Origin of the sequence: Paenibacillus sp. YYML68 (assembly GCF_027923405.1) — a bacterium.
In the GTDB taxonomy this organism is placed as follows: domain Bacteria; phylum Bacillota; class Bacilli; order Paenibacillales; family NBRC-103111; genus Paenibacillus_G.
On sequence record NZ_BQYI01000001.1, the window covers coordinates 1,752,157 to 1,773,583 of the forward strand.

18 protein-coding genes are annotated in these 21,427 nt (G+C 55.4%); 13 read left to right on the forward strand and 5 right to left on the reverse strand.

Going from position 1 to position 21,427, the window contains the following annotated elements; translation table 11 throughout:
- The first annotated feature begins 52 nt into the window (after positions 1-52).
- Positions 53-1,399, forward strand: a complete 1,347-nt coding sequence (locus tag PAE68_RS07855) for a DRTGG domain-containing protein (RefSeq protein ID WP_281885751.1) — start codon at positions 53-55, stop codon at positions 1,397-1,399.
- Between the two features lie 198 nt (positions 1,400-1,597).
- Here PAE68_RS07855 and PAE68_RS07860 read toward each other — a convergent pair whose 3' ends face one another.
- The 3 genes from PAE68_RS07860 to PAE68_RS07870 form a co-directional block, all read right to left on the reverse strand.
- Positions 1,598-1,891: a YtpI family protein gene (locus PAE68_RS07860; RefSeq protein WP_281885753.1), complete on the reverse strand. Its 294-nt coding sequence runs from the start codon at positions 1,889-1,891 to the stop codon at positions 1,598-1,600.
- An 84-nt stretch (positions 1,892-1,975) separates the two neighbouring features.
- Complete coding sequence (locus tag PAE68_RS07865; RefSeq protein WP_281885755.1) at positions 1,976-2,497, reverse strand: sporulation membrane protein YtrI; 522 nt, start codon at positions 2,495-2,497, stop codon at positions 1,976-1,978.
- Positions 2,494-2,826: a YtrH family sporulation protein gene (locus PAE68_RS07870; RefSeq protein ID WP_281885757.1), complete on the reverse strand. Its 333-nt coding sequence runs from the start codon at positions 2,824-2,826 to the stop codon at positions 2,494-2,496. The genes PAE68_RS07865 and PAE68_RS07870 overlap by 4 nt, the downstream gene beginning before the upstream one ends.
- A gap of 169 nt (positions 2,827-2,995) precedes the next feature.
- On the opposite strand from PAE68_RS07870, the gene PAE68_RS07875 reads away from it, so the two are divergent.
- The 8 genes from PAE68_RS07875 to PAE68_RS07910 all read left to right on the forward strand — a co-directional run bounded on the left by PAE68_RS07875 (position 2,996) and on the right by PAE68_RS07910 (position 14,400).
- The gene (locus tag PAE68_RS07875; RefSeq protein WP_281885759.1) at positions 2,996-6,877 is read left to right on the forward strand and encodes a DNA polymerase III subunit alpha; all 3,882 of its coding nucleotides are present in this window, start codon (positions 2,996-2,998) and stop codon (positions 6,875-6,877) included.
- A gap of 115 nt (positions 6,878-6,992) precedes the next feature.
- On the forward strand, positions 6,993-7,481 hold the full coding sequence (locus PAE68_RS07880; protein WP_281885760.1) for a phosphatidylglycerophosphatase A family protein: 489 nt from the start codon (positions 6,993-6,995) through the stop codon (positions 7,479-7,481).
- Positions 7,482-7,703: 222 nt separating this feature from the next.
- Positions 7,704-7,895 carry a glutamate decarboxylase gene (locus PAE68_RS07885; RefSeq protein WP_281885762.1) on the forward strand — a complete coding sequence of 64 codons (192 nt, stop codon included), beginning with the start codon at positions 7,704-7,706 and terminating at the stop codon, positions 7,893-7,895.
- 64 nt (positions 7,896-7,959) lie between these two features.
- On the forward strand, positions 7,960-8,886 hold the full coding sequence (accD, locus tag PAE68_RS07890) for an acetyl-CoA carboxylase, carboxyltransferase subunit beta (RefSeq protein ID WP_281885764.1): 927 nt from the start codon (positions 7,960-7,962) through the stop codon (positions 8,884-8,886).
- Positions 8,876-9,850, forward strand: a complete 975-nt coding sequence (gene accA / locus PAE68_RS07895) for an acetyl-CoA carboxylase carboxyl transferase subunit alpha (RefSeq protein ID WP_281885766.1) — start codon at positions 8,876-8,878, stop codon at positions 9,848-9,850. Before accD ends, accA begins: the two co-directional genes overlap by 11 nt.
- Complete coding sequence (gene pyk / locus PAE68_RS07900) at positions 9,843-11,600, forward strand: pyruvate kinase (protein WP_281885768.1); 1,758 nt, start codon at positions 9,843-9,845, stop codon at positions 11,598-11,600. Before accA ends, pyk begins: the two co-directional genes overlap by 8 nt.
- Before the next feature lie 122 nt (positions 11,601-11,722).
- On the forward strand, positions 11,723-12,136 hold the full coding sequence (locus PAE68_RS07905) for an acyl-CoA thioesterase (protein ID WP_281885770.1): 414 nt from the start codon (positions 11,723-11,725) through the stop codon (positions 12,134-12,136).
- Positions 12,137-12,276: 140 nt separating this feature from the next.
- The gene (locus PAE68_RS07910; RefSeq protein ID WP_281885772.1) at positions 12,277-14,400 is read left to right on the forward strand and encodes an RNA degradosome polyphosphate kinase; all 2,124 of its coding nucleotides are present in this window, start codon (positions 12,277-12,279) and stop codon (positions 14,398-14,400) included.
- On the opposite strand, the gene PAE68_RS07915 is transcribed toward PAE68_RS07910, so the two are convergent.
- A complete protein-coding gene (locus tag PAE68_RS07915; protein WP_281885774.1) occupies positions 14,366-15,907 on the reverse strand; it encodes a Ppx/GppA phosphatase family protein in 1,542 nt (513 codons plus the stop codon). The genes PAE68_RS07910 and PAE68_RS07915 overlap by 35 nt on opposite strands.
- A gap of 331 nt (positions 15,908-16,238) precedes the next feature.
- Between PAE68_RS07915 and citZ the strand changes: the two genes are divergently transcribed.
- The 4 genes from citZ (at position 16,239) to PAE68_RS07935 (ending at position 20,549) form a co-directional block, all read left to right on the forward strand.
- Positions 16,239-17,351, forward strand: coding sequence for a citrate synthase (gene citZ, locus PAE68_RS07920; protein WP_281885777.1), 1,113 nt, complete (start codon positions 16,239-16,241; stop codon positions 17,349-17,351).
- Positions 17,352-17,578: 227 nt separating this feature from the next.
- Positions 17,579-18,874, forward strand: coding sequence for an NADP-dependent isocitrate dehydrogenase (gene icd / locus PAE68_RS07925; protein ID WP_281885779.1), 1,296 nt, complete (start codon positions 17,579-17,581; stop codon positions 18,872-18,874).
- A 150-nt stretch (positions 18,875-19,024) separates the two neighbouring features.
- Complete coding sequence (mdh, locus tag PAE68_RS07930) at positions 19,025-19,966, forward strand: malate dehydrogenase (protein WP_281885781.1); 942 nt, start codon at positions 19,025-19,027, stop codon at positions 19,964-19,966.
- 157 nt (positions 19,967-20,123) lie between these two features.
- The gene (locus PAE68_RS07935) at positions 20,124-20,549 is read left to right on the forward strand and encodes a hypothetical protein (protein WP_281885783.1); all 426 of its coding nucleotides are present in this window, start codon (positions 20,124-20,126) and stop codon (positions 20,547-20,549) included.
- 93 nt (positions 20,550-20,642) lie between these two features.
- On the opposite strand, the gene yfbR is transcribed toward PAE68_RS07935, so the two are convergent.
- Positions 20,643-21,233 carry a 5'-deoxynucleotidase gene (gene yfbR / locus PAE68_RS07940; RefSeq protein ID WP_281885785.1) on the reverse strand — a complete coding sequence of 197 codons (591 nt, stop codon included), beginning with the start codon at positions 21,231-21,233 and terminating at the stop codon, positions 20,643-20,645.
- Between the last annotated feature and the right edge of the window lie 194 nt (positions 21,234-21,427).

Genomic DNA, 21,427 nt, shown 5'->3' on the forward strand with positions numbered 1-21,427 from the left:
AAGTTGAAGTAGTACAGTTATACATACAGTATAAGAGAAGCGGGTGAGACAGATGGACGAGCTGAGTCCGCTTGGGGCCGATGCGGCAACGAAGCATGAGCTTATACTTCGATATATTGAGAGTCTAAAGATCGGCAGCAAGATCTCTGTGCGTAAAATTGCGGAGAAGCTGGGGGTCAGCGAGGGGACGGCGTACCGGGCGATCAAGGAGGCCGATCAGAACGGTCTTGTCGCCACGAAGGAACGGGTTGGGACAGTACGAGTCGAGAAGAAGCTTCGCGATCAGCTTGACAAGCTGACGTTCGCCGAGGTCGTCAACATGGTCGACGGGGAAGTGCTCGGCGGCCGGAGCGGCCTGTCCAAGTCGCTGCACAAGTTCGTCATCGGCGCGATGGAGCAGGATGCGATGCTGCGCTATATCGATCCAGGCAGTCTGCTCATCATTGGCAACCGGAACGAGGCGCATTCGAGCGCGCTGGAGCAAGGAGCAGGCGTGCTCATAACGGGTGGCTTCGGAACGAGCGAGGAGGTGCGCAAGCAGGCTGACGAGCTAGAGCTGCCGATCATCTCGAGCAGCTACGACACGTTCACGGTAGCTTCGATGATTAACAGGGCGATCTATGACCGTCTCATTAAGAAAAAAATATTGCTCATCGAGGACATCCTCCCGAAGCCGATGAAGCTGTACGTACTCAAGGGCAATCATACGATGGAGGATTGGAAGCGGCTCAATGTGGAGACGGGTCTCAGCCGATTCCCCGTCGTCGACGAGTGGAACCGCGTCATCGGCATGCTGACGTCGCGCGACTTGATCGGCGCCTCGCCCGGGCAGACGATCGACAAGCTGATGACGCGTAATCCGGTGACGGCGCTCGTCAGCACGTCCGTCGCATCAGCGGCGCACCTGATGGTATGGGAGGGCATCGAGCTGCTGCCGATCGTCGACGGCGCGCGCAAGATCGTCGGCTGTATCAGCCGTCAGGATGTGCTGAAGGCGATGCAGCATGTGCAGCGGCAGCCGCAGCACGGCGAGACGTTCGAGGACTTGATCTGGTCGGGCTTCGCCGAGGAGAGGGATGGGGCAGGGCAGCCCGTGTATAGAGGCTCGATTACGCCTCAGATGATCAATCGACTCGGCACCGTATCCGAGGGAGTGCTGGCGATTCTGATGACACAGTCGGCCTACCACGCGATGCAGGTGGTGAAGAAGTCGGACATCGTGCTGGACAACATGGCCTCTTACTTTGTCAAGCCGGTGCAGATCGACAGCGTCATTGAGGTGCGCCCGCGCATCATCGAGGTGAGCCGCAAGTTCGGCAAGCTTGACGTGGAGATGTACCACAACGGCTCGCTCGTAGCCAAGGCGATGATGACCGCGCAGGTGATCGAGCCGGCTTGACGCTTCACACGGAGCGCGCATCACGACAGCAAGCCCGGCAGGCCACTCGGCCTCCGGGCTTGCTTGTCATGATTTGTATAGCTTCGCATCGCTTCAGCGCTCCCTGGTGCTGGCCTCTGAAGCATGCCTACCTCATGCGAGGATTGCGCGACACGAACAGGAGCATCGCGGCAACCTGACTCGATCCTGACACGAATCTCACTTCTGCAAGCGGCTGTAATGACCGTGGTTGCGCAGTCCTGCGAACAGGTTGTACACACCGATGATGAGACAGACCGTACCGAAGATGCGGCGCAGAGGCGTATCGGTGAAGAAGAACAGCTGCGACACAGCGATGACGACCAGCATCAGTCCCATCGCGATGTTCATTCTGGACGCATAGAGCCCCCGCAGCCGAGGCTCGCGCTCCCGACGGTAGCGGAAGCTGTAATAGACGGAGATCATCACCGTCACGATAATGAGGGCGCTGAGCACCCCTTGTACCTTTTCCATTCCAATCGCACATCCTTATTCGTACCGACCCGGCTACATGATAATGACTACTCCTCTACACTGTAGCCCATATGCCATACGGAATCAACTGCCGAAGTACGACGTCGGAATTCGCTTCCACTCCCGGACGCTGACCCAGATCTTCAGCTCCGACTGCGTCAGGACAATCCACTTGACCGATGTTACCATGTAATCTTTATCGAGCACGCCGAGCAGCGGCTTCTCGATCAGCATTTGCTCGTAGACGTCTGGCATTGCAGCGAACTCGGACACCTTGCGGCCGACGATGACAGGCTTCAGCTGGGCGTGGATGCGCCGCTTGAGCTCACTTTCGGTCAGCTTATCGATTTCGGAATGCTCCTCGGGCTGAATGTATACGTTGAGCAGATTGATCGTCGTTTGCTGATTTTTCGTCTTGCGCAGATCGGATACTTCGCCCTCGAGACGACTCTTCTCCGTGAACAGCTCGCGGTTCTGCTCGATCATCAGGTTCAGTCTCTGGTTGTAGATGCCGAGGAACAGGGCTGCGCCGATGACCATCCCGGCAATGATTAGACCTATCGCGCGCAAGTATGCTTGACTCGCCTCGAACGAAGGGACCCTCAAGCGGCCGTCCCTCCCTTGCAGATCCATTGGATGAGCGTCGTGCCCATGTGGGCGCCGATGAAGGCGCTGACGATGTACAGAATTTGCTGGATCGCCGGTGAGATGTGGCCGTAATGGAAGTGAGTCTCGATGGCGCGGATCGGATCGATCGTACCGCCGATGGCCGCAACCATGGCCCATATTTTAATCTGCTCGGCGACGTTCATCATCTTGTGCACCGGCGGCTCGAGCGTAATGACGGCACAGATGCCGGCGAGCATCGTTCCTCCGAACACAACGCCGAACGCGACGAAGAAATCAAGCAAGCATTTGGATAAAAATGCAGCCATCGTTGGCCCTCCCCATCCTACAAATGTAATCATTGGTCTTGTTCGCATACGCTGCTTCTGTACGAGCCGGGCTTGGCCGGCGCTTTCTACTACTCTATGGCACACTTGTTCGCATTATGCTAAAATTATTTTTACGAACAATGTGCGATAAAAGAAAGGGGGCCGGAGTATGCGTTCATTCGTCCATCTGCATGTACACAGCGAATACAGTCTCCTTGATGGGGCTGCGCGTCTGGAGGAGCTTGTGAGCCGGGCGGCAGAGCTCGGCATGAAGGCGCTGGCGCTGACCGATCACGGTGTGATGTACGGGGCAATCCCGTTCTATAAGGCGTGCAAGGCGCGCGGCATCAAGCCGATTATCGGCTGCGAAATGTACTTCACGCCGGCCTCCATCAGCCAGAAGGGAACCCGGCAGGAGCAGCCGATCTATCATTTGATTTTGCTGGCGAGGAATGAGGTCGGCTACCGTAATCTCATGAAGCTGAGCTCGATCGCCCATCTGGAGGGCTTTCACTACAAGCCGAGAATCGATCTGGAGCATCTCGCGCAATATGCCGAGGGGCTGGTCTGCACGAGCGCCTGTCTCGGCAGCGAGGTGTCCCAGCACCTGCTGCATGGACGGTATGAAGAGGCGAAGGCTGCGGCGCTGCGATATAAAGCCATATTCGGCGAGCACTTCTATCTGGAGCTGCAGGACCACGGTCTTCTCGAGCAGAAGAAGGTGAATCTGGAGCTGCTGCGGCTCGCGAGGGAGACGGGCATCGGCGTCGTGGCGACGAACGATGTCCACTATGTACATGAAGCTGATCATCAGGTGCAGGATATATTGATTTGTATCGGAACAGGCAAGACGGTGGAGGACGAGGATCGGCTGCGCATCGGGTCGAGCCAGCTGTACTTGAAGAGCGTCGAGGAGATGCACGCGCTGTTCGCGCACGTGCCGGAGGCGATTGCGAACACGACGGCCATTGCCGACAGCTGCTCGCTTGAGCTGGAATTCGGACGCTCGATATTGCCGCAGTTCGATCCGATTCCTGAGGGGTTGACAGCTGGTGACTACTTGGTGCAGCTGTGCCGGGAGGGGCTGAGGCTGCGCTATGCCGACACGTCGGACTGGAGCGATATCGAATGGCGTCGTGCGGCTGAGGAGCGGCTTGACTACGAGCTGGGCGTCATCGAGCGGATGGGGTACTCCGATTACTTCCTGATCGTGTGGGATTTCATCCGCTATGCGCATGAGCAGCGGATCGTGACCGGTCCGGGCAGAGGCTCGTCTGCGGGCAGTCTCGTTGCTTATGTGCTACGTATTACAGATGTCGATCCGATTCGGTATAGGCTGCTCTTCGAGCGTTTCCTCAATCCGGAGCGGGTATCGATGCCCGATATTGATATCGACTTCAGCGATCTGCGACGGGACGAAGTGATTGAATACGTCGTGCGCAAGTATGGTCGCGACCGCGTCGCGCAAATTATTACGTTCGGGACGATGGCCGCGAAGGCAGCTGTCCGCGATGTCGGACGGGCGCTGAACGTGCCTTATGGCGAGGTGGACCGGGCGGCGAAGCTCATCCCGAATCAGCTCGGTATGACGCTGGAGGAGGCGCTGCGCGTCAGCCCTGAGCTGAAGGCGCTTAGCGACAAGCACCCGAAGACGGCCGAGCTGCTCGATTATGCAAGAAGGGTCGAAGGAATGCCGCGTCACTCCTCTACACACGCGGCAGGCGTCATTATATCTCGCGAGCCGCTGACCGAGTACGTACCGCTGCAGGCGGGCAGCGACGATACGCCGCTGACGCAGTATACAATGGAGCATCTGGAGTCAATCGGGCTGCTGAAGATGGATTTTCTCGGCTTGCGAACCCTCTCGATCATTGAGCGCACGCTTGCGTGGATTCACGACCTGACCGGAGAACGCATTGATTGGACGCGCATCTCGACCGACGATCCGAGGACGTATGAGCTTCTTGGCCTAGGGGACACGACAGGCGTGTTCCAGCTCGAGTCGCCGGGCGTCCGCCGGGTGCTGAGGGAGCTGCGTCCGACGCACTTTGAAGATATTATCTCGGTTCTGGCGCTGTATCGTCCAGGTCCGATGGAATTCATTCCGAAATATATAGCGGGCAAGCACGGCCTTGTCGAGGTGGAATATCCGCATCCGGACCTTGCGCCGATCCTTAAGGATACGTACGGCATTATCGTGTATCAGGAGCAGATTATGCAGATCGCCTCGGCGATGGCTGGCTTCAGTCTGGGTGAGGCCGATCTGCTGCGCCGGGCGGTCAGCAAGAAGAAGCGTGAGGTGCTCGACGAGCAGCGGGCGCACTTCGTCTCGGGCAGCCGCTCTCAGGGCTACGGCGAGGACGACGCGAACCGCGTGTACGATATGATCGTGCGGTTCGCCGATTATGGCTTCCCGCGCGCGCATGCGACTGCCTACGGTGTGCTCGCCTTCCAGACCGCTTACCTCAAGGCGCATTATCCGGTCATCTTCATGGCATCGATGCTGGCGGCAGTCGTTGGCAGCCATCACAAGGTAGCCGAATATGCGGATGAGTGCCGCCGCATGGGTATTGCGGTGCTGCCGCCGGATGTGAACGAGAGCAGCTTTTTGTTCACGCCAGTGACGGGAGCGTCTGGTGAAGGCTCTGCGGCGATCCGCTTCGGCCTCGCGGCGATCAAGAACGTCGGCACGCACGCGATCGAATCCATTATCGAGGAGCGCAGGAGCGGTCCTTATGCCAGCTTGACTGACTTCTGTCGACGCGTGGACTTGCGCGTATGCAACAAGCGGGTGCTGGAGTCGCTCGTGCAGGCAGGCGCTCTCGGCTCGATGTCGGGACACCGCGCGCAGCAGCTGGCGATGCTGGAGGAGACAGTGGAGGCAGCGCTTAAGTGGCGCAAGGACCGCGAGGCGCTGCAGCTCGTGCTGGACGGCTTCGACGAGGAAGTAACGTGGGAGCTGGAATATCCCGACATCCCGCCCTTCACGCTCATGCAGCAGCTGGAGCTGGAGCGGGAGCTGCTCGGCCTGTACATCTCCGGCAGTCCGCTTGATGACTTCGACGACGTGCTGCGCAGGCTAGAGGTCGATTCGATCGCACGGCTTCCGGACTATCCGGACGGCGCTGACATTCGTGTGGCAGGACTCGTCATGTCGCATAAGACGATCATTACGAAGAAGGGGCAGCCGATGGCGTTCATGGAGCTGGAGGACCGTATCGGCAAGCTCGAGGTCGTACTCTTCCCCGAGACGTGGCGCATTCACGCTCCGCTCGTGCAGAAGGGCAGCCCGCTGCTTGTCGTCGGCAAGCTGCAGCACGGCGACGAGCAGGCGAAGCTGCTCGCCGATCGGCTCGTGGCGCTGACCGATCCGCACCTCGAGCTGAAGGCAGGCTCGCCGCCGCGCATGGCAGGAGGCGGTAGCGGCGCTGTGCGTGGCGGCGGAGCAGGCGGAGCGAGACCGTACGCAGGCGGTGCGAAGTACGGCGGCGGAACGAAGCAGGGCGCGGGGGGAGCTGCGGCATCGCAAGGCGGCTCAGCTGCGCGCCCGGCCTCGCGCGGCGCCGGGCAGTCGCAGGCGCCGACCAGCGGCGATGCGCAGAAGGGCGCGGCTTACAGCGCGGCGGCCTCGTCGGCCGCCGCGCGCCCTGGTCGCGCGCCCAGCAACGCCGCTGCGGCACCGCCCGTTGACCGGCGGCTTGGTGCCGCGCCAGCGCCTACGCCTAGCGGCACTAGGCCGGGCGCTGAGCGGCGGGCGCAGGCGGCCTCCCGCCCACCTGAGCGTCCGCCTGCGCGGCCAGATGCCTCCGCAGCACGCACGCAGGCGCAGCGCGTCTATGTGCGCATCGCGGCAGACCGAGAGCAGCCTGCCGTTCTTGCCTCGCTCAAGAAGCTTATAGCTGAGCATCCAGGCGCATTGCCTGTTGTGCTCTATTACGAGAGCTCCCAGCGCACGCTTGGCTTGAGCGCCGACCTGAACGTGAAGCCATCGCCAGAGCTTTTTGCCCATATTGAAGCACTTCTTGGCGAGCAATGTGTAATAGTGAAATAATGACGCGTTCCCTCGCATACATTTAGTATCCCAGACCATCCAGCCATAGCTCATGCCCGGTTATGTCGGGATGGTGCTCGGATTGTGAAGATGAATCGAGGGAGGCGTTGTTGTTATGTCTCAGCTACTCATTATCGACTATTTGAACAAACGCGGAGTAACCGTCGACCAGATTGCGGATATTGTACTCGAGCTGCAGCTCCCTTACAATCCGGCGTTGTCGAAGGAGGCTTGTGTGGAGAGTGTGCTTCATGTGCTGCGCAAGCGCGAGGTGCAGTACGTGCTCTTCACCGGTATTGCGCTCGATGAGCTGGCCGAGAGAAAGCTGCTGCCTGAGCCGCTGCAGAAGCTGATGGAGGAGGACGCTTCCTTGTATGGCGTCGACGAGACGCTGGCGCTCGGAATCGTGAACGTATACGGCATGATCGGCCTAACAAGCTTCGGTTACTTGGACAAGAAGAAAAACGGCATCATCCGCGACCTGAACGACCATCCGACGAGCATTCATGTGTTTCTTGACGATCTGGTTGCAGGGCTCGCTGCCGCCGCCTCAGCACGAATTGCGCACAAGCACCAGGATGAGCTGGAGCAGGCGCCGTATTAGCCGTTACAACGGGCAATGGGCTGAGAGGCCCATTTTCGCCTGTTTTTTTACATATATTTAATGAAGTAAAAATGCGGTCGACATCATGGATACAATGATGGATATTCGCGTCAGGACGCGTTTTTTGTGAGATTTGCCCGTTTATAGCGGTCCGTCCTCTCGGTTGCGGGAAAAAGTGGAGGTATGTTATCATTATTCCATTATGTACGGGAGGACTCTGTCATGTGGACCGTGATCTACATTGCCCCAACAGCGAAGATTGCTGATCGTATCAAGCATAGGTTGACGGAAGAAGGCTTTCTGGTACAGGTTCGCGCGATCAATATGACTAAGAATCAATTCGAAATTTTAGTTCCCGAAGGCGAATTGGAGGAAGTTCAGGAAGTGTTGAACACCATTTTGCATAGATCTTAATGGCAGGTACAAGCCCCGGCAAGGATGCACGGTCAAGTCCAACAACGTAAGGCGAGGTGTAGTCGTGCAATTTAAAGATTTGTTTCAGAAGAAGAGGAAGTATGCAACGGTCCCATCCGCGGACAAGCCCAGCGCTGTAAGACCGCTCGACGGAGCTATTGACGTTCCGGAGGAACGGCCGCGCCGAGAAGTTCCGGAAGGGCTGATGAACAAGTGCCCGAAGTGCGGAATGATTCAATACAACAAGGAGCTCGACAAAAATTTAAGAGTATGCTCCTCCTGCGATTACCATTACAAGCTGAATGCCGTTGAGCGCATTCAGATGACGATGGATGACGGTGAATTCGCAGAGTTCGATGCGGATATCATATCCGAGGACCCGCTCGGGTTCCCGGACTATGCGGCTAAGTATAATAAGGCCGTCGAATCGACTGGTCTGAAGGATGCCGTTATTACTGGCGAAGGTAGAATTGGCGGCCTGCCGGTCGTCGTAGCTGCGATGAGCTTCGACTTCATGGGCGGCTCGCTCGGCTCGGTTGTCGGCGAGAAGGTGACAGCTGCAATTGAGCATGCGATTGAGCATAAGAAGCCGATGATCATTTTCTCGACCTCGGGCGGAGCCAGAATGCAGGAGAGCATTCTGAGCCTTATGCAGATGGCCAAGACGAGCGCCGCGTTATCCAAGCTTAACGAGCAGGGCGGACTATATATTTCCGTTATTACAGATCCTACCTTCGGCGGTGTAACGGCCAGCTTCGCGACGCTTGGCGATTACATTATTGCGGAGCCTGGTGCTGCCTTCGGCTTCACCGGACGCCGCGTTATTGAGCAGACCATTCGTCAGAAGCTGCCTGATAATTTCCAGACGGCTGAATTTAACCTGAAGCACGGACAAGTTGACTTGGTTGCGCACCGCAAGGAGCTGCGAAGCATGCTGGCCAAGCTTCTTAGCATGCACACGGTAAAGGAGGAAGTCGTCAATGGCAAGTGAGATGCCGTTCGAACAGCCCCTAGCGGAGCTTCGTGCCAAGATTGAGGAGCTGCGCAGGTTCAGCAAGGATAAGCATATTGATTTCTCCGAGGAGATCGCGCGACTGGAGCAGCGTCTTGCCGAGCTTGAAGCCGAGCTGTACGTGAGCATGACCACCCAGCAGAAGATGCAGGTCGCCCGTCATCCGCAGCGGCCTACTACGCTCGATTACATTCAGCATATCTTCACCGATTTCATTGAGCTGCACGGTGACAGACTGTACGGTGACGACCTTGCGATCGTCGGCGGTATTGCCCGTCTCGATGGTGTGCCGGTAACGGTGATCGGACACCAGAAGGGGAAGGATACGAAGGACAACATCGCCCGTCACTTCGGCAGTCCGCACCCGGAGGGCTTCCGCAAGGCGCTTCGTCTGATGCGTCAGGCAGACAAGTTCAAGCGTCCGATCATTACGTTCATCGATACGAAGGGCGCTTATCCCGGCAATGCTGCTGAGGAGCGTGGGCAAGGTGAAGCGATCGCTCGCAACCTGCTCGAGATGGCAGGCATGCGTGTGCCGATTCTGTGCGTTGTTATTGGGGAAGGCGGCAGCGGCGGTGCTCTTGCGCTTGGCGTAGGCAACCGCGTGTTCATGCTGGAGAACGCGATCTATTCGGTTATTAGTCCAGAGGGCGCGGCCTCTATTCTATATAAGGACGCTTCGAAGTCGCTGGAGGCGGCTGAGGCGATGAAGATTACCGCAGACGAAATATTGAAGCTCGGCGTTGTTGACGAGGTCATTCAGGAACCGAAGGGCGGCGCCCATCGGGATGTCGCCGTGCAGGCTCAGGCGATCAAGGAGACACTTACGCGCAATCTTCAGCAGCTGCTCGTCTTGTCGGAGGAGAAGCTCGTTGAAGACCGGTACCGCAAATTCAGACAAATAGGACGCTTCACAACTATCCAGGAGGGTAACCATGCGTAAAACAAAAATTGTATGTACGATCGGTCCGGTAAGCGAATCGCTCGAAATGTTTAAGAAGCTCATCAATGCAGGTATGAACGTGGCTCGACTGAACTTTTCCCACGGCGACTTTGAGGAGCATGGCAATCGAATCAAGAATGTGCGCCAGGCTTGCCAGGAGCTCGGCAAAAACGTAGCGATCCTGCTCGATACAAAAGGTCCGGAAATTCGTACAGGCAAGCTCAAGGACGATCAGAAGGTCGAGCTTGTGCAGGATGAATTGATTACGCTGACGACAGAGGAGATCCTGGGCGACGCCTCCCGTGTATCAATTACATATCGCGATCTGTACAAGGACGTGAAGGTCGGCTCGACGATTCTGATCGATGACGGCTTGATCGGACTTACGGTCGAAGATATTCAAGGCACAGACATCGTGTGCCGCATCAAGAACGGTGGTCTGCTCGGCGGTAAGAAGGGTGTTAACGTACCAGGCGTGAAGATCAACCTGCCGGGTATTACGGAGAAGGATGCGAATGATATCGTGTTCGGCATTCAGCAGGGAGTTGACTTCATCGCCGCTTCGTTCGTCCGCAAGGCGAGCGACGTGATCGAGATTCGTGAAATTCTCGAGCAGCACCAGGCGCAGCACATTCAGATCATCTCGAAGATCGAGAACCAGGAAGGCGTAGACAACCTGGACGAGATTCTTGAAGTATCCGACGGTCTGATGGTTGCACGCGGCGACCTCGGCGTTGAGATTCCGGCTGAAGACGTGCCGATCGTGCAGAAGGCGATGATCAAGAAGTGTAACCAGGCAGGTAAGCCGGTTATTACCGCTACGATGATGCTTGATTCGATGCAGCGCAACCCGCGTCCGACTCGTGCGGAAGCGAGTGACGTGGCGAACGCTATTTTTGACGGAACAGATGCGGTTATGCTCTCTGGTGAGACGGCAGCCGGTAAGTACCCGGTAGAGTCCGTGCAGACGATGGCTCGCATTGCCGAGCGTGCAGAGGCTGCGCTCGAGCACCGTGAAATCTTCATTCGTCAGAGCAATGCTCAGCAGACGACAGTGACCGAGGCGATCAGCCAAGCGGTAGCGAACTCTGCACTCGATCTGGATGCGCGTGCGATTCTGACGGCGACTGAGAGCGGCTATACGGCACGTATGGTGTCCAAGTACCGTCCGAAGGCTCCGATCATCGCCGTAACGCCAGATGAGCGCGTGCTGCGCCGTCTGTCGCTCGTATGGGGCGTTGTGCCGTTGAAGGGCGAAAGCTGCACCTCGACTGACCAGCTGTTCGAGATGGCGGTAGACGCAAGCGTGAAGGCTGGTATCGTCAGCCTGGGCGATCTTGTTGTCATTACGGCAGGCGTACCTGTTGGCCGCTCGGGAACGACGAACCTGATCAAGGTTCATCAGATCGGCGAAATGATTGCGAAGGGCCAAGGCATCGGCACGCAGATTGCGACAGGCAAGGTTATTACTGCCCGCAATGCGGATGAGGCGATCACGAAGGTAGTTGAAGGCTGTATTCTCATTACGCCGACTACGGACAAGGAGTACATGCCTGCGTTTGAGAAGGCGGGAGCGGTCATTACCGAGAGCGGAGGCATTACGTCGCACGCAGCTGTTGTAGGCATCAGCCTCGGCAAGCCGGTTATTGTCGGTGTAGAGAACGCCTTGACCATCCTTAAGGACGGCGATGAAGTTTCGATCTATCCGGAGGTAGGCGTTATTTATTCCGGACGCGCGCGCGTGTTGTAATTGTAGGAACGAGGCATCAGCAGGAGCAAGAGGGCGAAATCGGATGCCGATTTCGCCCTTTTTTTGCGAGCGGGAGCGAGCTGTGCGTATAAGGATAGTACGAAAAAAGAGGGGGATATAGCATGTGGTTCAAGCATGAGCTGAGAGCTCGCTATGAGGAGACGGACCAGATGGGGGTCGTCTACCATGCGAATTACTTGACATGGTTCGAAATCGGCCGCACGGAGATGATTCGCTCGCTCGGGATGCCGTATCGGATGCTCGAGGCGAAGGGGCTGCTGCTTCCGGTCATCGAAGCTGAACAGCAGTTCAAGCAGCCGGCCAAGTACGACGATTGGATTACGGTGCACACGCGCATCGCTTCATATAATCACCTTCGGTTACAGTTCGAATTCAAGCTTACGCGGGACGACGATCTGCTCGTCACCGGGAGTACGAAGCATGTATGGCTGAACCGAGATTGGCGTCCGGTTCGCATCGACCGAGAAGCGCCTGAGCTGTTCAAGCTCATTCAAGAGGCGGCTGTGCAGCATTAATATAAAAAAAATATCGCATTTTCGGCTACAGTTCATATATAATTTACAATAAGTACATATACGCTTAACATTGTCGAATTATGATGAAACAAGCAGAAATTGACTGCGTAAAAGAAGCTTGATGAAGGTAGGGGTAAGGTATGACGGAAACAGCTTCCAAAGAAGCGGCTATTCGAGAGACGACCACACGCGATACCGCGAACCATTATTTGAATCGGGATCTCAGCTGGGTGGAGTTTAACTGGCGAGTGCTGGAGGAAGCTCAGGATCCGGCAACTCCGCTTTTGGAGCGGGCGAAGTTTTTGGCTATCGTCTCTTCGAATTTTGATGAGTTCATGAGCGTTCGCGTTGCTGGGATTAAGGATCAGATGAAGGCGGGCTACACGAAGAAGGATTTTACAGGGTATACCCCTGCAGGCTTGTTCAAGCGCATTATGAAGCGTTCGGAGAAGATGGTTGTAGAGCAGTATCGGACATACAGAGAAATATTGCGTATGCTCGCCAAGGAAGGTATTCATCTGACGGAATACAATGACCTGTCCGCGACGCAGCGTCGAGCGATGGACGAGTACTATCATGACATCATCTTCCCGGTGCTCACGCCGATGGCAGTCGACCAAGCGAGACCGTTCCCGCTCGTTCACACCCAGTCTGTCTACTTAGCTGTTGTGCTCAGGAAGGACGGTGACGATCCAGAGGACGATCCGTACTTTGCCATACTGCAGGTGCCGTCCAACCTGACTCGTTACATCGAGCTTCCAGGCCGTGTGAACAGTAAGAAGCAGGAATATATACTGATCGAGGAGCTCATTGAGCAGCATATTCAGACGCTGTTCAGCGGCTACAAGGCGGTGTCTGTTCATAGCTTCCGCCTGACTCGCAACGCGGATCTGACGCTGAACGAGGAGGGCGCAGAGGATTTGCTCGAGGAGATCGAGAACCAGCTGCGCAGACGGCGCTGGGGAGCTCCGGTGCGGCTGGAGGTGCAGAAGGGGATTCACCCTTATGCGCTGAAGCAGCTGACCGAGGAATTCGAAATTACAGATAATACATTCGAGATCGACGGTCCGATTGACTTGACGTACATGATGCGGCTCGCCGGACATCTGCGCGGCTACGACCATTTGCGCTACAAGCCGATTCAATCGGTGTACCCTGCTGAGCTACAGGATATCGAGGACTTGTTCGGCAAGCTGCGTCAGCGCGACGTGCTGGTGTACCATCCGTACGAATCGTTCGACGCGGTGACGGACTTCATCTGTCAAGCCGCATACGACCCGCAGGTGCTGGCGATTAAGATGACGCTATACCGGGTTAGCGGCAATTCTCCGCTCATTCAGGCACTCGCGCGTGCGGCTGAGTCGGGCAAGCAGGTGACGGTGGTTGTAGAGCTGAAGGCTCGCTTTGACGAGGAGCGCAATATTGCTTGGGCACGCAAGCTGGAGCAATCAGGCTGCCATGTCGTGTACGGTCTTATTGGACTTAAGACGCATGCCAAAATAACGCTCGTCGTTCGTCAGGAGTCGGACGGTCTGAGACGCTATGTGCATGTGGGCACTGGCAACTATAACGATAACACGGCTAAGCTGTATACGGATGTTGGCTTATTCACCTCGCACAAGATCATCGGTGAGGATGCTTCGGCTCTGTTCAATGAAGTGACGGGCTTCTCGGCGCCACATAACTGGAAGGCGTTCGGCGTCGCACCGACCGATCTGATGGAGAAGCTGTGTGAGAAGGTTGAGCGGGAGGCGGAGTTTGCTGCTCAAGGGAAGCCAGCCCGAATTATCGCCAAGCTGAACTCGCTGTCTAACCAGCAGATGGTTGATGTGCTCTATAAGGCGTCGCAGGCCGGGGTGAAGATCGACCTGATCGTTCGCGGCGTCTGCTGCCTGCGTCCTGGCGTTCCGGGCTTGAGCGACAACATTACGGTGCGCAGCATCGTGGATCGGTTTTTGGAGCATTCCCGCATTTTCTACTTCGAGAATGGCGGCACTCCGGAGATATATATTGCTAGCGCCGACTGGATGACCCGGAACCTGACACGTCGTGTGGAGCTGATGTGCCCGGTGTTTGACAAGCAAATTCAGGCCTCATTGATTAATATTTTACAACTAAGCCTCGATGACAATGTAAAAGCCCGCCAGCTTCAGCCGAACGGGCTCTACGAAAGAATATGTGCGAAGGACGATGAACCGCAGCTTCGCAGTCAATTCGAAGCGATGCGCATCAGCTCGTGGAAAACGACGGCTCATGAAGCTTAAGCTGCAATCCCCATAGCTTCTTGAAATCTTTAAGCAGCCCCTCGACCTCTCTGTATTCTGCAGAGGGGTCGTGCTGTGTCTTCAGACGTACGTGCAGACAGGTGTCTTCCGCGAAGGCACCTGTCACCTGCAACGCTTGCGTCTCGCTCACATCAAGCGCTGCTGCAAGCTGCACCAGGATGCCAAGCTTCGATATGAGATCAGCGTCCGACTCCTCGACGATATCCCGATAAGGGGCCATCGCCTGCTGGGTGCGGGCCTTCGTCTTGAACGAGGCGATCAGGGCGCAGAGCATCGTCTCCCGATGGCTGAAGCCGTCGATACGGGTGTGCGCGATCATATGGAATGAATGCTTCGGATACTGGTAGTATTGCAGCGATACGCCGACGCGGTACAGCTTGGCTGCAATTTTCAGACATAGTCGTGTGCGATCGGAATACTGATGGACGAGTCCATCCGCTAGCGCATCATAGAGCTGCAACGTCGTGCTAACAACCTGTGTCAGGTGTGCTTCGGGAGCTGTTGAGTGCAGAGCAAGCAGGTTGTCCGAGCTGTGCTCGGCTACGCTGAGCGCGCCTGCGGGCTCCTCAGGGCCGAACGTCTCGTAGAACAGTCCGTCGCGAAGTCCGGCTCCGCTGATGACGTAGTGACTCGCTCCGGCAGTCTCAAAGACGGTCTGAAGGATGACGAGGCCCGGAATAATGATGTCGTGCCGATCCTTAGATAGCCCGTCCACCTTCTTGCGCTTCTCGCTCGGCAGGAAGGGCAGCCAGAGGGCGAGCTCGTTCATTTCCGCTGCCTGCAGCACGTAATTGTGCGTCTGCTGGAGCGAATACTTCTTGCGTCGCTGGCTGATCTTGCATAGCGTGCGCACGCCGCCGCCAAGGCCGACGAGCGGTAAGCCCTTCGCCTCGCGAATCCACGGCTCCTGCTCGAGCGCCTGCTCGACCATTTCGCGAATTTGGCGAAGCTGCTCCTCTTGGACTTCTCCTTCTACGGCGAACCTGCGTGTCGTATTCACCGCTCCGAACGGGAAGGAGACGCTGCGAACGAGCTTTCGCTCGCGGAATAGCGACACCTCCGTGCTGCCGCCGCCGATATCGATAAGCAGACCTTCTGTTAGATCCATCGTGTGAATCATGCCGATAAATCCGATTCTCGCTTCGTCCTCGCCGGACAATATTTCAACAGGCAAGCCGCTGTCGCGCTGCAGTGTGTCTACGATTTCCTGAGCGTTCGCTGCATTGCGGATCGCTGCCGTTGCCACGACACGGTATTCGGTAACTTGATGGGCGCTGCAAATTCGTTTGAAGTGAAGCAGAATACGAACAGTTGCTTGTATTTCCGTAGAGCCGAGCACGCCGTCCGCGCCGACCCGGCCGCTCAACCGCGCCGATTCCTTAAATTCGCTCACGACTCGATAGCCTCGCCCAAGAAGCTCGTATATGGCCAGACGAATCGAGTTGGAGCCGATGTCAATAATGCCGATTCTGCGGTTGCTGCTCATTAGGCCTTCCTCCTGTTACGCGCATGAAAGATTATGCTCTATTTTAACTTCTAACTGTATGCAAGTCTACATTGGATCAGGGACTAATGGTACAAGATCAGTGCTTTTTCAGAGACTCTGGGCAAATTTGGAAGTCGGGACAACATTTGAGAATAATTTTACATCGGTTATGACATGCTTCTATGTGGGATCTGAATTTAGGCGGCTAAGTCTATAACAAACAATCTTTATGATGCTGATAATGAACTTTTATGTCTAAATTTGTTCACATTGATTGGTAAATCCATTATAGTAGACGTATGTGAAATTGAACGCTAAAGGAGAGATTATCTTGACTGCTACCAAAGGTTTGGAAGGAATTGTAGCAACAACGTCTTCCATAAGCTCCATCATCGACGGGGTTTTGACGTATCGCGGAATTAACATCGACGAGCTCGCCGAGCATGCCACGTTCGAAGAGGTTGTATACTTGTTATGGTACGGCAAGCTGCCTAATCGCTCCGAGCTGAGCAAGCTGATCCAGGATTTGAACGATAACGCGTCTGTACCTGCAGAGGTACTTGAGCAGATCAAGCTGTATCCGAAGGACGTTAACACGATGGCGGCGCTGCGTACAGCTATCTCCAGTCTGGCGCTGTACGATGCCGAAGCTAACGACATGAGCGACGAGTCGAACCTTCGCAAGGCGATTAAGCTTCAGGCGCAGCTTCCTACGATTGTTGCCGCTTTCGATCGCATCCGCAAAGGTCTTGAGCCGATCGCACCGAAGGCTGGCGCTGGTATCGCTGAGAACTTCCTGTACATGCTGACAGGCAACGCACCTGATAAAATTGCGATTCAAGCTATGGACAAGGCGCTTGTGCTTCATGCTGACCATGAGCTGAACGCTTCCACCTTCGCAGCTCGTGTAACGGTTGCAACGCTCTCCGATATTTATTCGGGCGTAACATCGGCAATTGGCGCGCTGAAGGGACCTCTGCACGGCGGAGCGAACGAAGCGGTTATGGCGATGCTCGAAGAAATCGGCACAGCCGATAACGTCGAGAGCTACATCTCCAACGCGCTGGCTAACAAAGTGAAAATCATGGGCTTCGGTCACCGCGTCTACAAGAATGGCGATCCGCGTGCGAAGCACCTTCAAGTGATGTCCCAGGAGCTCGGTAAGCTGACAGGCAACATGAACTGGTATGACATGTCTGTTCAGATCGAGGAAATGGTAACTGGACAAAAGGGATTGAAGCCTAACGTAGACTTCTACTCCGCTTCGGTGTACACTTCTCTAGAGATCCCGCGCGATCTGTTTACGCCGATCTTCGCGATCAGCCGTACATCCGGATGGACGGCTCACATTCTCGAGCAGTACGAGAACAACCGCCTGATCCGCCCGCGTGCGGAGTACACAGGTCCGTCCCAGCAAGCTTACGTTCCGATCGACAACCGTTAAGCGGCTGCGCGTTCGCTTCGAGCGCACATGACTTACGATCGGCTTAAGCACATAGCAATGTTACCTACACGGGCTGCTGCGGCACCCAGTCACCTCGAGCGGATGCGACAGGTGACGGCCGCAGCTCCCGTATCTTTTTGAGGTAAATCTTTACCTGTCATCCGATGGGGAGTATCTTACGAGTCAGTCGCGGCTGACTCTAATTTGACGAGGAGGAATACATAATCATGGCACAATTCGAGCAATACGCATTGCCGACTGAGGGCGAGCGCATCACAATTGAGAATGGCAAGCTGAACGTTCCGAACAATCCGATCATCCCTTTCATCGAGGGCGATGGTACAGGTCCTGACATCTGGGCCGCTTCCAAGCGCGTGCTGGATGCAGCTGTAGAGAAGGCATACAACGGCGAGAAGAAGATCGCTTGGTACGAAGTATTCGCAGGTGAGAAGGCATTCAACCAGTACAACAACTGGCTGCCAGCTGATACATTGACAGCAATCCGCGAGTACATCGTTGCAATCAAGGGACCATTGACGACGCCAATCGGCGGCGGTATCCGTTCCCTGAACGTTGCGCTTCGCCAAGAGCTTGACCTGTACGTGTGCTCCCGTCCAGTTCGCTACTTCAAGGGCGTACCTTCCCCTGTTAAGCGTCCTGAGCTTGTGGACATGGTTATTTTCCGTGAGAACACAGAGGACATCTATGCAGGTATCGAGTGGGCTGCTGGCTCCGACGAAGTGAAGAAGGTTCTTGCATTCTTCCAGAACGAGATGGGCGTGAAGAAGATCCGCTTCCCAGAAACTTCAGGTATCGGTATTAAGCCAGTATCGTCCGAAGGCTCCAAGCGTCTGATCCGCGCTGCCATCGAGTATGCGATCCAGCATAGCCGTAAGAGCGTGACGCTTGTACACAAGGGCAACATCATGAAGTTCACTGAGGGCGCGTTCAAGAACTGGGGCTATGAGCTCGCTGAGGAAGAGTTCGGCGACAAGACGTTCACTTGGGCACAGTACGACAAGATCAAGGAAGAGCAAGGCACGGACGCTGCGAATGCAGCACAGAAGGCTGCTGAGGCTGAAGGTAAGATCATCGTGAAGGATGCCATCGCAGACATCGCGCTGCAGCAAGTATTGACGCGTCCTACAGACTTCGACGTCATCGCAACGTTGAACCTGAACGGCGACTACTTGTCCGATGCACTTGCAGCACAAGTTGGCGGTATCGGTATTGCACCAGGCGCGAACATTAACTACGTGACTGGACATGCGATTTTCGAAGCGACTCATGGTACAGCTCCGAAGTATGCAGGTCTTGACGTTGTTAACCCTGGTTCCGTTATTCTGTCCGGCGTTATGATGCTTGAGCACCTGGGCTGGCTGGAAGCGGCTGAGCTGATCTACAAAGGAATGGAAGCATCCATCAACAACAAGACGGTTACTTACGACTTCGCACGTCTGATGGAAGGCGCTACCGAAATCAAGTGCTCGCAGTTCGCTGACGAGATTATCAAAAACTTCTAAATATAGAGCTAGAGCTGGCGAAAGCCGGAATGATGATGAAGCGTGTGACTTAACGTCTGCACGCTTCATCTTCTTCGTTTATGGCGTTCATATGTACGTCGTTGGCTCGTTGCGGCATGAACGACAATCCTTCTTGGGAGGTAATGGATAGTGGCCATTACGCGTAAGAAAATAACGGTAATCGGAGCAGGCTTCACAGGTGCGACGACAGCGTTGATGCTAGCGCAGAAAGAGCTTGGCGACGTCGTGCTTCTCGATATTCCTCAGCTGGAAAACCCGACGAAGGGGAAGGCGCTCGATATACTTGAGGCTTCACCGGTTCAAGGCTTTGATGCTCATATTATCGGTACCTCCAGCTATGACGACTCCGCACATTCCGATGTGGTCATCATTACAGCGGGTATTGCACGTAAGCCTGGCATGAGCCGCGACGATCTTGTGAACACCAATGCCGGCATCGTGACCTCGGTATGCGACAATATTAAGAAAACGAGTCCGAATGCGATTGTCATTATTCTCAGCAATCCTGTGGACGCTATGACTTACGTAGCCTACAAGGCGCTCGGCTTTCCCAAAAATCGTGTCATCGGTCAATCCGGTGTCCTCGATACGTCGCGTTACTGTACATTTATCGCACAGGAGCTGAACGTATCGGTCGAGGACGTTCGCGGCTTCGTGCTGGGCGGGCATGGTGACGATATGGTGCCGCTCGTCCGTTATTCGAACGTCGGCGGTATTCCGATCGAGAAGCTGATCCCTGCCGATCGTATTGAGGCCATCGTACAACGAACCCGTACAGGCGGCGGGGAAATCGTGAATCTGCTCGGCAACGGCTCCGCCTACTATGCGCCGGCTGCTTCGATCGTACAGATGACTGAAGCGATTGTGAAGGATAAGAAGCGTCTGCTGCCGACCATCGCACTGCTGCAGGGCGAGTATGGCTACCACGATCTGTTCATGGGTGTACCGACACTACTGGGCGGCAACGGAATAGAGAAGGTGTTCGAGCTGGAGCTGCTTCCGGAGGAACAGGCGGCGCTTGACAAATCGGCTGAATCTGTACGAAGTGTCATTCGAGTGATTACGATCTGAGGAAGATATGAACTGCAATAGCACCTGTCCGTTTAGCTTGCGTGCGGCAGGTGCTTTTTTTGTCACGAGATGGACATGGGAGCGAATTGCTCTTCGTAAGCAGTCTTCGGTATACTAGGGAAGAAGTGATGAAGAAATTGGAAGGGAGGGTCTCACTATGCTTCAAATTCTACTCTACATCCACGTGTTGACGTCGATCGTGATGGGCATATACTTGCTTATGCCATTCCTCGTTAAGCATGTGGACAAGCTTCAATCCGGTGCCGCTCAGTACGGCTTCTTGAACGTGCTGTTCGTGTCCAACCGTATCGGTCAGTTCGCTCTGATCTTGTCCTTCTTGACGGGCGGCTATATGATCAGCAAGGGGAATTACTCCGTTCTGTGGCAGGTACTCGCGATTGTGCTGTTCCTCGCGGTTGCTGCGTTGTCCGGCATTATGGGCAAGCGTCTGCGTCTTGCGGTGAAGGAATCGTCCGGCAGCGCTGTATCGGCTCAGCTCGGCTCGATTAAGACGCTGGCGACGATCACGGGAATTATTTATTTCCTGATCGTGACGCTGATGAAGTTCCCGTATTTAGTTTAGTGTAATGCCGCGACATGCTTCTTAACAGATGAAAAAAAGCCAGCCAGATCTTAAACGATCCTGTGCTGGCTTTTTTACTGCACAATTGAGGGCTTACAGCTCGTCAATCGTTTTCTCAAAGCTCGGCGCCATATGCTCGAGGAAGTACTCGAGCTCCGGCATGCTCAGCTGGGTCATCGACTGCTCGATCTGCTTCTTGGCTGTGGCGAACTCACGGTTCCCTGCGGACAGCTCGGTTACGCATTTCAAGTAAGCGTCGAGCAGGTCGGCGGCCTTCACGTACGCCTTGTATGCTGCGGCTGAGGGCTCCTCATTGCGCTTAGCGTCAACGAGCGGCTCATACACGTGTCGCAGCGGCTCTGGCACCATATCAAGCAGCCGATCCGCGGCCAGCTGCTCGATCTCGCGGAAGTTAGCTAATATTTTGTCATTATGGTGCTTGACGGGCGTCGGAATGTCTCCGGTGAACACCTCGGTTGCATCGTGGAACAGTGCCATGCTGACAATCCGATCTGTCGGCACGTTCCTCTCGAATACAACGTTGGCGATCGTGCACAGCGCATGCGTCAGCATGGCGACATGGAACGAGTGCTCCGCCACATTCTCCTTCATCATATTGCGCATCAGGCTCCAGCGCTCGATGTAACGAAGACGATACATATACGCGAAAAAGTGATTATTCATAGTAAAGTCCTTCCGTGCCGTTATGGTAGGGTGATTCGACAAGAGTCAACGAATATTATACACCATTTGACAATGAAAACGAATGGATCGTTGAGCGATCGAAGCGTATTTAAGCGTTCAAATATTGTTCTCTACTACCCTCGTGTAGCAGCACGAATAATATGTTAAGATAGAGCTATGTGTCTTAAGTATGA

Excerpts from the sequence above, each read along its gene's own strand:
- PAE68_RS07915 (WP_281885774.1), bottom strand. The coding sequence starts at position 15,907 with ATGAGCAGCAACCGCAGAATCGGCATTATTGACATCGGCTCCAACTCG.
- PAE68_RS07885 (WP_281885762.1), top strand. The coding sequence starts at position 7,704 with ATGTGGACCGTGATCTACATTGCCCCAACAGCGAAGATTGCTGATCGT.
- PAE68_RS07905 (WP_281885770.1), top strand. The coding sequence starts at position 11,723 with ATGTGGTTCAAGCATGAGCTGAGAGCTCGCTATGAGGAGACGGACCAG.
- PAE68_RS07880 (WP_281885760.1), top strand. The coding sequence starts at position 6,993 with ATGTCTCAGCTACTCATTATCGACTATTTGAACAAACGCGGAGTAACC.
- accA (WP_281885766.1), top strand. The coding sequence starts at position 8,876 with ATGGCAAGTGAGATGCCGTTCGAACAGCCCCTAGCGGAGCTTCGTGCC.
- pyk (WP_281885768.1), top strand. The coding sequence starts at position 9,843 with ATGCGTAAAACAAAAATTGTATGTACGATCGGTCCGGTAAGCGAATCG.
- PAE68_RS07935 (WP_281885783.1), top strand. The coding sequence starts at position 20,124 with ATGCTTCAAATTCTACTCTACATCCACGTGTTGACGTCGATCGTGATG.
- PAE68_RS07855 (WP_281885751.1), top strand. The coding sequence starts at position 53 with ATGGACGAGCTGAGTCCGCTTGGGGCCGATGCGGCAACGAAGCATGAG.
- icd (WP_281885779.1), top strand. The coding sequence starts at position 17,579 with ATGGCACAATTCGAGCAATACGCATTGCCGACTGAGGGCGAGCGCATC.
- PAE68_RS07910 (WP_281885772.1), top strand. The coding sequence starts at position 12,277 with ATGACGGAAACAGCTTCCAAAGAAGCGGCTATTCGAGAGACGACCACA.
- PAE68_RS07875 (WP_281885759.1), top strand. The coding sequence starts at position 2,996 with ATGCGTTCATTCGTCCATCTGCATGTACACAGCGAATACAGTCTCCTT.
- PAE68_RS07870 (WP_281885757.1), bottom strand. The coding sequence starts at position 2,826 with ATGGCTGCATTTTTATCCAAATGCTTGCTTGATTTCTTCGTCGCGTTC.
- PAE68_RS07860 (WP_281885753.1), bottom strand. The coding sequence starts at position 1,891 with ATGGAAAAGGTACAAGGGGTGCTCAGCGCCCTCATTATCGTGACGGTG.
- yfbR (WP_281885785.1), bottom strand. The coding sequence starts at position 21,233 with ATGAATAATCACTTTTTCGCGTATATGTATCGTCTTCGTTACATCGAG.